Origin of the sequence: Streptomyces sp. NPDC006430, from assembly GCF_040612395.1 — a bacterium.
Taxonomy (GTDB): domain Bacteria; phylum Actinomycetota; class Actinomycetes; order Streptomycetales; family Streptomycetaceae; genus Streptomyces.
Genome location: NZ_JBEXQA010000002.1, coordinates 60,781 through 73,903 on the forward strand (window position 1 = coordinate 60,781; position 13,123 = coordinate 73,903).

Sequence of the window (13,123 nt, forward strand, 5' to 3'; positions counted from 1 at the left end):
GCCGGCGGCTGGCGGCCGGCGGCTACTCGATCCGGGGAGCGAGTCGGGCGGGGCCGGCGGCTGGGTCCGCGCGCAGCTTGTCGTGGAGCTGCTTGGTCTCCTTGGTGAGCCGCTGCGGGCCGCTGAGCGGAGGCACCCCGGACACGCTCGCGCCGGGCGCGACCGGGGGCTCGTACTGTCGGGGCGCCGTCACGGTGGTGTACCCGGTCGCGACGGCGATCACCGCGGTCAGGCCGAGGACCGCCCGCGTCCACCGCCTCGCCCGGTACTCGGCGGCGATGCGTACGGAGGCTGCCGGGCGGGGAACCAACGGTACGACCGGCTTCAGCGCGCCGAGCCGCTCGTGCAGCAGCGCGGACCGTTTCTCCGGGGCCGTCGTGGCCAGTTCGGGGACCCGGTCGGCGAGTTCGGCGTGCGCGCGCAGCAGGCGGTTGCCGGCGGAGGGGGTGCTGGCCTCGGTCTCGGCGGCGGTGTCGGGGAGGTCGAGGCCGACGCCGTCGTAGAGCAGCACGGTACGGCGGCGGACCGGGGGCAAGGCCAACATGGCCTCCAACAGGATCCGGTCCGCGGGGGCGGCCGGAGCCCTGTCGGGGTGCTTGTGGGCGCGGCGGAACTGGTGCCAGGGTGAGAGGGCGTACTCGTACGCGGCGGCGCGCACCCACCCGACGGGGTCGGGATCGGTGGCCACCTCGGACCAGCAGGCCCACGCCTTCTGGAACGCCTGCTCCACGGCTTCCTGGGCGAGGCCGCGGCGGCCGGTGAGCAGGTACGCCTGCCGGGTGAGGGCGGTGGCGGCGTACTGGTAGAGCGCATCGAACGCTCCCCGCGGCCCAGCGCCTGCCGGCAGCCTCAGCTGCCTGCGGTCTCCCGCCCCGTCCCCTCTCGGCCTGACCGTCGGCCTGTCGGGGGCGGTGGCTGCGGCGGCGTCCGCGGTGCCCTGCCCGTTGTCCTGCGGCGGGGCCGGTGCGCCTGCGGCAGCCCCGCCGCCAACGCCTTCGCCCGTTCGGGCCGTCGCGGGTTCGGCGCCGGTCACGGCGTCCGCCTGTTCCGCCTGCTCCATGTCAACGGTGGGGGCCGAGGGGTCAAAGGACGTCAGAAGCCTGACGTACGCGTCGCGTTTGTGGCCGCGCGGGTCGGTGCGGCCCGCTTCCCAGGCGCGAACCGTGCTGACCGTGACGCCCACGGCCGTGGCGACCTCCTCGTACGTCAGGCCCGCCGCCTCGCGCAGTCTGCGGCATTCCTCGGGCGAGGGGAGCCGCGGCTCCTCGACGCTCTCTGTCATGCCGCACTCCCCGTGACCTGCCGGCAGCCCTGGGCGAAAAGGTACATAAAACGTATATTGAGCGACACCACGGAAATTCGCCTGTTACCCGCCCATAGCGCGTGTCGTTGGCACCATGACGGGGTGACCCAAGTGACCGAACGCGGGACCTCGTTGCCCACGCCCCCGCGGACCGCCGTCGGCCGGCGGCGCTCGCCGGCAGCCGCCGCTTGCGTGCTGGGCGGCGCCGTGGCCGCCGGGCTGGGGCTCGGCTTCCTCGCCGTCCTCGTCATCGTGCTGTGGATCAGCTCCCCCTACCCCGACAGCGGCCCCGGCGGGGCCCTGCACCTCGCCGCCGGGCTGTGGCTGCTCGCCCACGGGACCGAGCTGGTCCGGTACGAGACCGTGTCCGGGGTGCCGGCCCCGGTCGGCGTGACCCCGCTGCTGCTCGTCGCCTTGCCCGCGCTCCTCATTCGCCGCGCCGCCCGCCTCGGCAGTGCTTCGGGTGATGGCAGCGACGGCGACGAGGTGCTGCCCGCCAGTGCCGTCTTCTCCGCCGTGACCTGCGGATACCTTGGCGTCGGGTCGCTGGCCACCGTCTACGCGGCCGGCGGCCCCATGCCCGCCGACCCGCTCAGCGCCGCCTGGCACCTTCCGCTGGTCGCTGTGCTCGCCGCCGCCGGTGGGGTGTGGGAGGCCAAAGGGCGTCCGATCTGGCCGCTGCCGGAGCGGGTGCCGGGGGTCGTACGGAGGGCTGTCGCGCGCCCCCGTTACGCCCTCGCGCTCCGCGCCGGCGCCGCCGGGTCCCTGGTGCTCCTGGGCGGTGGCGCCCTGCTCGTCGGAGCCTCGCTCGCCTGGCACGGCGCCGAGGTGCAGGGGTCCTTCCTGACGCTGACCGGGGTGTGGTCCGGACGCTTCGCGGTACTGCTGCTGGCGCTCTCGCTGCTCCCCAACGCCGTGGTCTGGGGCGCGGCCTATGCTCTCGGCCCCGGCTTCGCCCTCGGTGGCGGTGCGACCGCGACCCCGCTCGGGTTCGCGGGTTCACCCGCCCTACCGCGGTTCCCGCTGCTGGCGGCGCTGCCGCCGGCGGGGCCCGGGTCCCTGCTGACCTGTGCGACCGTTGTGGTGCCGTTGCTGGCCGGGTTGGCAGTCGGGTGGTTCGCGGTACGCCGGGCGCGTGAAGTTTCGTACGGGGAGACCGCTCTGACGGCGGCTCTGGGCGCGCTGGTGTGCGGTCTGGTGTTGGCCGGGCTCGCGGCGGCCTCGTCGGGCCCGCTCGGTTCCCGGGAACTGGCGAGCTTCGGGCCGATGTGGTGGACGACCGGCGTGGCGGCCTTCCTGTGGACCGTGGTGCCGGCGGTGCCGGTGGCGGTGGCGGTGCACTCCTGGCGGACGCGCCCCGCCCGGCAGGCGGACGTGCTGGCCGTGGACGACGAGTGGCACGACAGCGGCGTACGGGAGATCCGCTGGGAGGCCCTGCGTCGTGCGGCCGGCGCCCTGATCCCCGACCTGACGCCGGTACCGCAGGCCCCGGCCCCGGCTCCAGCCCCGGCTCCAGCCCCGGCTCCGGCTCCGGCTCCGGATCAGGCCCCGGGAGAGGCCCTGGCCCCGGCTCCGGATCAGGCCCCGGGAGAGGCCCTGGCCCCGGCTCCGGATCAGGCCCCGGGAGAGGCCCTGGCCCCGGGAGAGGCCCCGGCCCCGGCCCCGGCCCCGGCGCAGGCACCGGCCGCCCCGCGCGCCGCACCCCGGCAGATCACCGTCGTGGCGGGGCTTCACCTGGACCTGACGCAGATTCCGCTCCCGGCGGCGCAGCCGCCCCCGCCGCCCCCGCCGCTCGTACCGCCCGTGGCCGGCGCCCGCGTGCTGGAGCGTCGCAAGCCCCCGGCCTGACGGCGATCGGCTACTGCTGCACCTTCAGGATCTTGCCCAGCGCATTGTCCGGCAGCAGCGTGTTGCACTGGAGCTCGGCCGAATGGGTGAGGGCGTCCTCGCGGCAGACGTAGAAGTCCTTGTAGGCCAGTTGCAGGCCGTACGAGCCCATGGCGAGCAGGATCGCCAGCGAGGCCGTGACCAGCCCGCCGATGGCGGCCGTCCGCTGTGGCCGGGCGGCTGGTCCGAGGGCTGCCAGACCGCTCTGGGCCGGAGCGGGGGCCGGAGCCGGGCCCGGTGCGCCTTCGCCGCCCGCGCGCGATGCGGCGCCGGACGCCGCCACCGGCTTCCCGCGCAGCCCGCTGATCCCCCAGTACAGGGCGAGCGCGCCCAGCAACAGGCCCACCGACGGGATTCCGAAGATCCCGAAGAAGAAGCCCCACATGCCGGCCAGCAGTGCGTACCGGGCGCGCCGCTGGACCGGGTCCATCGGGTCCCAGCGCACCGGTCCGCCGGGGGCGGAGCCGGGGTCCTCGCCCGGACGGCCGCCGTCGCCACCGCTGCGCGGCTGCCACGGCTGGTCGGGCCGGCCTTCCGGGGGAGCCGCGAAGGGGTTGTCGTCGGTGGAGGAGTCGGGCTGGCGGCGGTCCGGCATCGAGTGCGTTACTTCCCCTGTGTCGTGGACGTCGAAGTGCGTCGTGGGCGTCGTGCGTTGACGTGGTGCACGGTGCTGCACGGCCCTGCGCACCGCGCCGTATGCGGCTTGTACGCCAGACGCTACCCCTCGGCCGTCCCCCCGTCCCTCGGGGGCTGTCCGGTGTGCCGGTATCGTTGCAGGCGTTCAGCGTCTTCGTAGGGTCCCCCGTATATCGGGGTGCTGAAGTTTCGTCTGATCACACAAGATGTACGGAAGCATTCCCGCAGAAAGGGCCTCCCATGGCCGCCTCCCGCCTGGTCGTGCTGGTCTCCGGTTCCGGCACCAACCTCCAGGCCCTGCTCGACGCCATCGACGCCCACCCCGGCGGAGCCGAAGGCTTCGGTGCCGAAGTCGTCGCCGTGGGGGCCGATCGCGAGAACATCGTCGGTCTGGAGCGGGCCGAGAAGGCCGGGATCCCCACCTTCGTGTGTCCGGTCAAGGCGTACGCCAGTCGCCAGGAGTGGGACGCCGCTCTCACCGAGGCGACCGCCGCCCACGCGCCGGACCTCGTCGTGTCCGCCGGGTTCATGAAGATCGTGGGAGCGTCGTTCATCGACCGCTTCGGCGGTCGCTTCATCAACACCCACCCCGCCCTCCTCCCGGCCTTCCCGGGCGCCCATGGCGTCCGGGACGCCCTCGCCTACGGCGCGAAGGTCACCGGCTGCACGGTCCACTTCGTGGACTCCGGCGTGGATACCGGTCCGATCATCGCCCAGGGTGTGGTCGAGGTCCGGGACGAGGACGACGAAGCCGCTCTTCATGAGCGCATCAAGGAAGTCGAGCGCCAGCTGCTCGTCGATGTCGTGGGGCGCCTGGCCCGGCACGGCTACCGCATTGAGGGACGAAAGGTAACAATCCAGTGACCGCCGTAGAGAGCAGCACCACCTCGTCGAAGCGACCGATCCGGCGCGCGCTCGTCAGTGTCTACGACAAGACGGGACTGGAGGAGCTGGCCCGCGGCCTGCACGAGGCGGGCGTCGCGCTCGTCTCCACGGGCTCCACCGCCTCCAAGATCGCCGCGGCCGGTGTGCCCGTCACCAAGGTCGAGGAGCTCACCGGCTTCCCCGAGTGCCTGGACGGCCGGGTCAAGACCCTGCACCCGCGCGTGCACGCCGGCATCCTCGCCGACCTGCGCCTGGAGGACCACCAGCACCAGCTCGCCGAGCTCGGCATCGAGCCCTTCGACCTGGTGATCGTCAACCTGTACCCCTTCCGGGAGACGGTCGCCTCGGGCGCCACCCCCGACGAGTGCGTCGAGCAGATCGACATCGGCGGCCCGTCGATGGTCCGCGCCGCCGCCAAGAACCACCCGTCCGTAGCGGTCGTGACCAGCCCCGCCCGTTACGCCGACGTCCTCGCCGCGGCCCAGGGCGGCGGCTTCGACCTCACCGCGCGCAAGCGCCTGGCGGCCGAGGCCTTCCAGCACACCGCTGCGTATGACGTCGCCGTGGCCTCCTGGTTCACGAACGCGTACGCCCCGGAGCCGGAGGCCGTGCTGCCCGAGTTCCTGGCCGGAGCCTGGGACCGCAAGTCCACCCTGCGCTACGGCGAGAACCCCCACCAGGCCGCCGCCCTCTACACCGACGGCCAGCCGGGCGGGCTCGCCAACGCCGAGCAGCTGCACGGCAAGGAGATGTCCTTCAACAACTACGTGGACACCGAGGCCGCGCGCCGCGCCGCGTACGACCACGACGAGCCCTGTGTCGCGATCATCAAGCACGCCAACCCGTGCGGCATCGCCGTCGGCGCGGACGTCGCCGCCGCGCACCGCAAGGCGCACGCCTGCGACCCGTTGTCGGCCTTCGGCGGGGTCATCGCCGTCAACCGCCCGGTGACGGTCGAGCTCGCCGAGCAGGTCGCGGAGATCTTCACCGAGGTCATCGCCGCCCCCGCCTACGAGGACGGCGCGGTCGAGATCCTCGCCAAGAAGAAGAACATCCGCGTCCTGAAGGTGGACGGCACCCCGCACCAGCCGGGTGACCTCAAGCCCATCTCCGGCGGTGCGCTGCTCCAGCAGAGCGACCTCTTCCAGGCCGAGGGTGACGACCCGAAGAACTGGACCCTCGCCACCGGCGACGCGCTCTCCCCGGAGGAGCTCGCCGAGCTCGCCTTCGCGTGGAAGGCCTGCCGTGCCGTCAAGTCCAACGCGATCCTGCTGGCCAAGGACGGTGCGTCCGTCGGCGTCGGCATGGGTCAGGTCAACCGGGTCGACTCGGCGAAGCTCGCCGTGGAGCGGGCGGGCGCCGAGCGCGCGCAGGGCTCGTACGCGGCCTCCGACGCCTTCTTCCCCTTCCCCGACGGGCTGGAGATCCTGACCGCCGCGGGCATCAAGGCCGTGGTCCAGCCGGGTGGTTCGGTCCGTGACGAGCAGGTGATCGAGGCCGCGAAGGCGGCGGGCGTGACCATGTACTTCACGGGGACCCGGCACTTCTTCCACTGAGCCGGCGCGCCGCGCCCCGAGGTCCGGCGCCCCCACGAGAACGGCGAAGGCCGCGCCCCGCGCACTGCGGGTCGCGGCCTTCGCCGTGGGCGGTGGCGGCTGCGCTGCCGACACCGTTCGTACACCTCGTCGCACCCCGTTGCGCCCGGTTACGCCTAGTACTGGGGGCGCTGGAAGTAGCCGGCGGCGGCCGAGTTGGCCAGACCGACGATGACCCAGACGCCCAGCCCCAGCGAGACCACCGCGAAGAGCAGGGAGACCACGATGGCGGGGGGCGCGTCGGCGCTGCTCAGCGCCGCCAGGTTGCCGAGCACGCTGATCCCGGCGAACAGGGACTGCAGCGCGCCGAAGACGATGCCGGACACGCGGACGCCACCACGGCCCTTGAGCAGCTTGGCCGCGGTCAGGATCGGCCACAGCGAGAAGGCGATGACCAGGATGCCGACCACGACGAACACGCCGCCCGCCACCGCACCGGCGTCACTCGCGGAGGAGTTGGTGGAGTCGGCGAACATCGACGCGAAGAACGCGCCGCCGAGCAGGAGGAACACACCGCCCAGGGCTTGCAGGCCACCCAGGATGAACAGGATGGCGCGGGCCGCCTTCACACCACCGGGCGCGGGCATCTGCGCGCCCGGAACCGGGTAACCGCCGGGGGCGGCAGGGTATGCCGGATAGCCCGCCGGGGCCTGCTGCTGGGGGTAGGCGTAGCCGCCCTGCGGCGGGACGCCCTGCGGTGCCTGCTGCGGGTAGCCGTAGCCGGGCTGGCCCTGCGGGGGCTGCTGTCCGTACGGGTTGTTCGGATCGCCGAAGCTCATCTTGGGGTGTTCCTCCGTGGAAGTGCAGGGACGCACGGCACGCACGGAGGAATCACTGCTTTTTGCGGTCCGCCCCCCGGCACTGCCCGCGGCACTCTTTCGGTCATCGTGGTCCGATCGGACCGGAGTTGTCCAGCGGGGGCGCGACGGCTCCGTCACTTGTTGTGCAAGTGCAATGAATGGATCACGCCTGTGACAGACCCCGCGACTGGAACCGGGGCCGCTCCATCCGGGAGGATGGAGGTATGACCGCCCAGATTCTCGATGGCAAGGCCACCGCCGCCGCGATCAAGTCCGAACTGACCGCCCGTGTGGCGGCGCTCAAGGCCCGGGGCATCACCCCCGGCCTCGGCACCCTGCTGGTCGGTGACGACCCGGGAAGCCGCTGGTACGTCAACGGCAAGCACAAGGACTGCGCCGAGGTCGGCATCGCCTCCATCCAGCGCGAACTGCCGGCGACGGCCTCCCAGGAGGACATCGAGGCGGTCGTCCGGGAACTCAACGCGAATCCGGAGTGCACGGGTTACATCGTCCAACTCCCCCTCCCCAAGGGCATCGACACCAACCGGGTCCTGGAACTGATGGACCCGGCGAAGGACGCCGACGGCCTGCACCCGATGTCGCTCGGCCGGCTGGTGCTGAACGAGCCGGGTCCGCTGCCCTGCACCCCGTACGGCATCGTGGCCCTGCTCCGCCACCACGGCGTCCAGATCGACGGAGCGCACGTCGTGCTCCTGGGCCGCGGCATCACGGTCGGGCGTTCCATGGGCCTGCTGCTGACCCGCAAGTCGGAGAACGCCACGGTCACGCTGTGCCACACCGGCACCCGCGACCTGCCCGCGCAGCTGCGCCAGGCGGACATCATCGTGGCGGCGGCCGGAGTCCCGCACCTGGTCAAGCCGGAGGACGTGAAGCCCGGCGCGGCCGTGCTGGACGTGGGCGTCAGCCGGGACGAGAACGGCAAGATCGTCGGCGACGTGCACCCGGGCGTGGCCGAGGTGGCCGGCTGGATCTCCCCGAACCCCGGCGGGGTCGGCCCGATGACCCGTGCGCAGCTGCTCGTGAACGTCGTCGAGGCGGCGGAACGGATGACGACCAGTGCAGGCTGACCACGACGCGGGAGTCGGTGCCGGAACCGGAACCGGGACCGGAACGGAGACCGGTCCCGGCGGCGCCGAGGTCGTTGCGCAAGCCGGCGCGGTCCCGGAGCCCGAGGCCCCGAAGTCGCGCCGCTTCCCCTCCGTCACCCAGGACACGGCCCGCCCCGAAGGCGCCGGCCGCGCCGCTCCCGGCGACGCGCTCGCGGCCCGGCAGTGGCCGATGCTCAGCGTGCTCGCCGCGACCGCCGTCGGACTGCTCGTGACCGCGCTGGGGCAGGCCCGGATCGGCTGCCTGGTGATCGGCGTGGCGATGATCGCTGCTTCCGTGCTCCGGCGCGTCCTGCCGTCGGTGGGGATGCTCGCGGTGCGCTCCCGCTTCACGGACATGGTCACGTACGGGCTGCTGGGCGTGGCGATCACGCTGCTCGCGCTGGTGATGGAGCCCAAGCCGTTGCTGGAGATCCCGTTCCTGGAGAGCGCGGTCCGCTTCACCGTCCGCTGATGCCCTCGGGCGGACGTATGGCCGTACGGCTGTACGGGGGCACCCGCTGCGGCCGTACGGCGGTGCCCAACGGCCGAAAAGCAGGGGGAAACCGCGCTCCGCGCCTTCGAACTCCCGGTCCGTGTGCCATGCACCACATGGACCGGGGGGTTGGCCCGCTCGAAGGTCGGATAGCCTGACGCCGGATGTCTCTTCACGTCAAGATTCGCAGGGGAGCGGCGTCCGCCAGCACACGGGGCAGGGACGCCCCACCGCCAGCTGTCTAACGGAGAAGGCCATGACCCGCACTCCTGTGAATGTCACCGTCACCGGCGCCGCCGGCCAGATCGGCTACGCGCTGCTCTTCCGCATCGCCTCCGGTCACCTGCTCGGCGCGGACGTGCCGGTCAAGCTCCGTCTTCTGGAGATCCCCCAGGGCATGAAGGCCGCCGAGGGCACCGCCATGGAGCTCGACGACTGCGCCTTCCCGCTGCTCAAGGGCATCGACATCTTCGACGACCCGAACGCGGGCTTCGACGGCGCGAACGTCGCGCTGCTCGTGGGCGCCCGCCCGCGCACCAAGGGCATGGAGCGCGGTGACCTGCTCTCCGCCAACGGCGGCATCTTCAAGCCGCAGGGCGCCGCGATCAACGCGCACGCCGCGGACGACATCAAGGTCCTGGTCGTGGGCAACCCGGCCAACACCAACGCGCTCATCGCGCAGGCCGCCGCCCCGGACGTACCGGCCGAGCGCTTCACCGCGATGACCCGCCTGGACCACAACCGCGCGATCTCGCAGCTCGCCAAGAAGACCGGCGCCGACCTCACCGACATCAAGCGCCTGACCATCTGGGGCAACCACTCGGCCACCCAGTACCCGGACGTCTTCCACGCGGAGATCGCCGGCAAGAACGCCGCCGAGGTCGTGAACGACGAGCTGTGGCTCGCCGACACCTTCATCCCGACCGTCGCCAAGCGCGGCGCCGCGATCATCGAGGCCCGTGGCGCGTCCTCGGCCGCCTCGGCCGCCAACGCCGCCATCGACCACGTGCACACCTGGGTCAACGGCACCGCCGCGGGCGACTGGACCTCCATGGGCATCCCGTCGGATGGCTCCTACGGCGTCCCGGAGGGCCTGATCTCCTCCTTCCCCGTCGTCTGCAAGGACGGCAAGTACGAGATCGTCCAGGGCCTGGACATCAACGAGTTCTCCCGCACGCGCATCGACGCCTCCGTGGCGGAGCTCGTCGAGGAGCGCGACGCGGTCCGCGAGCTCGGCCTCATCTGATCCCCTCCGATCTGACCCGACGCGGTCCGATCCGCAAGGATCGTCGGGGCGACCCGATCGATCCGGCCAAATACACCCGAAGGGGGCCCCGGCGCAACGCGCCGGGGCCCTTTTTTGGCGCGTTCCGCCCTGTCCCGCGTCCCACGCGCCCCGTACGGTTTCCCTCCTCCCGACCGAGGAGATCTCGTGACCGGAACACCGGACGGCAGGGCCCCCGCGGACCCGGCGATGACGGAGGCAGGACGCCTCCTGTGTGCCGGCACCTATCTCGACGCTACGTTCCGCGACCGGGTGATCGAGGAGCTGTACGTCCACGAGGAGCGGTTCCCGGCGCCCTCGTACGGGTTCGACGCCGCCCGCGTCCTCGCCCACGCCCTGCGCGCCCTGCGCACCGAGGTGGCCTGGTCCGCGGCCGTCGTCGCGGTATGGGGCCTGGGTCTGCTGCTCACCCGCACGTTCTTCCTGTTCCTGCTCGTCCCGGCGCTCCTGCTGAGCGGCGCGGGGCGGATCAAGAAGCGCCGCGAGCGGACCGGCCGCGGCGGCCGGATCCTCGAATGGGTGCTGCGCGGCTACGCCTGCGTCCTGCTCGGCTTCCTCCTGTGGGGGGTGCTGCGCGGCTTCATCGCCGACGACGCGGGCCGCTGGGGCCCGCCGGACCTCGGCCGGGTCGGCCTGCAGCTCGGGCAGACCTTGCAGGTCGACCCGCTGGGGATCTTCCTGGAAGTGCCGAGGATCGGCCAGGTCTACGGGGAGTCCTACTCGTGGACGGTCGTGTTGATCGCCGTTCTCGTCACCGTGCTCGTCGGCTTCCAGCGGGAGCACTTCGCCCAGATCATCCACTCCTCGCTCAGCCGGTCGTCCTACGCTGACCAGGCTGCCGATCCGCCCGCGGGCCGGCGCTTCGAGCGGGCCCGGAGCCGGATCGAACGCACCCAGCACGCACCCGTGGTCCTGTACGACGTCAGCAACCCGTTCTGCGGGGCCGGCAAGGCCCACCTGCCGTGGCAACTGGCCGTGGAGCTGCGCTCCCGTGCCGGCGCGGGGGCCCAACGCCTCGACAACGCGCGGATCATCGATCAGATCCGGCCGAAGTTGGAGGCACTCAGGGTCCCGTCGCCGCGCGGTTCCCAGGAGGCGGAGGAGGCCGTGCTGGACCGGCTGCGCGAGCTGGTCGTCGACGAGTGCGTGTTCCTGCCGGCCGCCGGGCTGCCCGACGTGGACGCGGTGGACCTGTCCGAGGAGGCCTTCGCCGGGCACCGGGCCGCCGCGGTCGAGGAGGGCGGCGAGCGGCGCCGGCACTTCCTGCGCGTCCGGATCGGCGGCTGGGACGAGAACCTCGTCATCACCGTCTTCATCCGGGTCCACACCCAGGGCGGCATGCTGATGCTGGAAGTGGCGCCCCACGTGCTGCTGCCGGTGCGGCCGGACTTCCAGCGGGCCGACGACATCGCCCGGCGGCACCGCCGCAACACCCCCCTGGCCAAGGTGCTGCTGGCCCTCACCCACGCCCCCGGCTCCCTCGGCGTGGCCCTCGCCACCCTGGCCGGTGCCTGCCGGGTCCCGTGGCGGCTGGCGACCGCCGGGCACGGCGTCGCGTACGCGGCGGGACCGGCCGTCTCCGTACGCGAACTCGCCTCCCAGGAGGACGGGTCACTGTTCCAACTGATGGACCTCGACCGGTACCTGAAGACCATTCAGGAGCGGATCGTCGGCGGTGTGACCCTCGCGCTGCACGACGCGGGCTGGCACACCGAGGAGTTCGCCGAGCGCGCCGTGAACGTCGCGGACGGCGGGGTGTTCATCCAATCGGTCAGCAACAGCGCCTTCGGTATCCACGGGGTGAGCCACAACAGCACGGTGAACCAGGGGACGGACAAGGCGGATCGCAAGGACCGGCGCGTGGGCGCGGGTAAGGAGAGCAGAAGTGGCAAGTAGCGCGGGCGAGCAGCCGCAGCCGTCGGTACGGATCGGCGACGTACGGGGCAGTGCCTTCAGCATCGGAGGCACGGACGTCAGCAACAGCACGGTGCACCACGGTGGTCCGGGTGCGGGCGCGGCGGGGCCGACCGCGGAGCAACTGCTGGAGGCCGTGCACGACCTCCGCGCCGCCCTCGTACGACTGCCCCGCAGCGACGGGCGGACGGCCCTGGACACCGAACTCGACGCGGCGGCGGAGGAACTGGCGGGGGCGGACGCGGAGATCCGGCCCGGCCTGGCCGCCAGGCTGCGCGCGGCGCTGGAGCGGTGGGCCCCGCTGGTGGAGTCGGTGAGCGCGGCCACCGCGCTGGCCGCCCTGCTGACCTCGTTCGGGGGATGACCCGTGGCCCCGGGGAGCGGCCCCGCCCGCTGGAACCCGCAGTCGCAGCAGTGGGAGGTCCCGGCGGCGGGCGAGGAGGTTTCGGAGCCGGACCCGAAGCGGCTGCCCCCGAAGCCCGCGCATCCGCCGGGAGCCCCGCGGCCGGATGCGAGGACCGCGGTCAGCGACGTGGCCGAGGGCTCGACCGAAGGGGCGGGAGCCACGGTCGACGGACCGCAAGACGCCTCCGGGGACGGTCCTGCCGACGCCCCTGAGGAGGGTTTCGACGGACCGCCGCCCGTGCGGCGAGGGGCCTTCCGGCGGTGGCGCCCGGCCGTGATCGTCCTCGGCCTGGTGGGGGCACTGGGCGGGGCGGCGCTCACCGCCCCGTTGCTGCTGGAGGACCCGTCGGCCCTGCCGTCCGGCTACAAGGTGTTGCGCAGCGCCGGATCGGGCTTCCAGATCGCGGTCCCCGACAGCTGGGACCTCAGCAGCTCCGAGACCGGAGCCGCGGCCGGGACGGTCTACCGCCCCGCACAGGGCCGGGACTCGCTGCTCCAGGTCTTCCCCGTAACCACGGGCCCCACCAATCCGTGCGAGGTCCTGATCGAGGGCACCAAGGACATGAGCGGCCGGGACGGCTACCGGCGGCTGTCACTCGACGCCAAGGCGGGCCCCGGCTGCGAGCTCGTCTTCGACCTCCCCGACCAGGACGTGCAGGGAACCGGGCGCGGGATAGCCCGCCTCACCGTCGCGTCCGACGGCAGCCGGTGGATGATCATGGCCTTCGGTCCGGCCGCCGAGGCCAAGACCGTCCGTGCCCGTCTGACGGCGGCCCTGGGCTCGTTCCGACCGGACTGACGGGGACGGAGC

12 protein-coding genes are annotated in these 13,123 nt (G+C 72.8%); 9 read left to right on the top strand and 3 right to left on the bottom strand.

Annotated features, from left to right (window positions below; translation table 11 throughout):
• Positions 1 to 22: 22 nt before the first annotated feature.
• A complete protein-coding gene (locus tag ABZZ20_RS03320) occupies positions 23 to 1,282 on the bottom strand; it encodes a helix-turn-helix domain-containing protein (protein ID WP_356866247.1) in 1,260 nt (419 codons plus the stop codon).
• Between the two features lie 123 nt (positions 1,283 to 1,405).
• Here ABZZ20_RS03320 and ABZZ20_RS03325 point away from each other — a divergent pair, with 123 nt between their 5' ends.
• Positions 1,406 to 3,151 (top strand): DUF6350 family protein, encoded by a 1,746-nt coding sequence (locus ABZZ20_RS03325; protein ID WP_356866249.1) that lies wholly within the window; start codon positions 1,406 to 1,408, stop codon positions 3,149 to 3,151.
• Between the two features lie 10 nt (positions 3,152 to 3,161).
• Here ABZZ20_RS03325 and ABZZ20_RS03330 read toward each other — a convergent pair whose 3' ends face one another.
• Positions 3,162 to 3,785, bottom strand: a complete 624-nt coding sequence (locus ABZZ20_RS03330; protein WP_356866251.1) for a hypothetical protein — start codon at positions 3,783 to 3,785, stop codon at positions 3,162 to 3,164.
• Positions 3,786 to 4,066: 281 nt separating this feature from the next.
• Here ABZZ20_RS03330 and purN point away from each other — a divergent pair, with 281 nt between their 5' ends.
• Positions 4,067 to 4,690, top strand: a complete 624-nt coding sequence (gene purN, locus ABZZ20_RS03335; protein WP_356866253.1) for a phosphoribosylglycinamide formyltransferase — start codon at positions 4,067 to 4,069, stop codon at positions 4,688 to 4,690.
• Entirely contained in the window at positions 4,687 to 6,267 is a 1,581-nt protein-coding gene (purH, locus tag ABZZ20_RS03340) for a bifunctional phosphoribosylaminoimidazolecarboxamide formyltransferase/IMP cyclohydrolase (RefSeq protein ID WP_356866255.1), read from the top strand. The genes purN and purH overlap by 4 nt, the downstream gene beginning before the upstream one ends.
• Before the next feature lie 155 nt (positions 6,268 to 6,422).
• Here purH and ABZZ20_RS03345 read toward each other — a convergent pair whose 3' ends face one another.
• Positions 6,423 to 7,085: a hypothetical protein gene (locus ABZZ20_RS03345; protein ID WP_356866257.1), complete on the bottom strand. Its 663-nt coding sequence runs from the start codon at positions 7,083 to 7,085 to the stop codon at positions 6,423 to 6,425.
• Positions 7,086 to 7,330: 245 nt separating this feature from the next.
• On the opposite strand from ABZZ20_RS03345, the gene ABZZ20_RS03350 reads away from it, so the two are divergent.
• The 6 genes from ABZZ20_RS03350 (at position 7,331) to ABZZ20_RS03375 (ending at position 13,111) form a co-directional block, all read left to right on the top strand.
• Complete coding sequence (locus tag ABZZ20_RS03350; protein WP_356866258.1) at positions 7,331 to 8,194, top strand: bifunctional methylenetetrahydrofolate dehydrogenase/methenyltetrahydrofolate cyclohydrolase; 864 nt, start codon at positions 7,331 to 7,333, stop codon at positions 8,192 to 8,194.
• Positions 8,184 to 8,687, top strand: coding sequence for a DUF3017 domain-containing protein (locus ABZZ20_RS03355; protein ID WP_356866260.1), 504 nt, complete (start codon positions 8,184 to 8,186; stop codon positions 8,685 to 8,687). The genes ABZZ20_RS03350 and ABZZ20_RS03355 overlap by 11 nt, the downstream gene beginning before the upstream one ends.
• 277 nt (positions 8,688 to 8,964) lie before the next feature.
• On the top strand, positions 8,965 to 9,954 hold the full coding sequence (locus tag ABZZ20_RS03360; protein WP_356866262.1) for a malate dehydrogenase: 990 nt from the start codon (positions 8,965 to 8,967) through the stop codon (positions 9,952 to 9,954).
• Between the two features lie 186 nt (positions 9,955 to 10,140).
• Positions 10,141 to 11,889, top strand: a complete 1,749-nt coding sequence (locus ABZZ20_RS03365; RefSeq protein ID WP_356866264.1) for a hypothetical protein — start codon at positions 10,141 to 10,143, stop codon at positions 11,887 to 11,889.
• A complete protein-coding gene (locus tag ABZZ20_RS03370; protein WP_356866266.1) occupies positions 11,879 to 12,271 on the top strand; it encodes a hypothetical protein in 393 nt (130 codons plus the stop codon). Before ABZZ20_RS03365 ends, ABZZ20_RS03370 begins: the two co-directional genes overlap by 11 nt.
• Before the next feature lie 3 nt (positions 12,272 to 12,274).
• A complete protein-coding gene (locus tag ABZZ20_RS03375; RefSeq protein ID WP_356866268.1) occupies positions 12,275 to 13,111 on the top strand; it encodes a hypothetical protein in 837 nt (278 codons plus the stop codon).
• Positions 13,112 to 13,123: the final 12 nt, after the last annotated feature.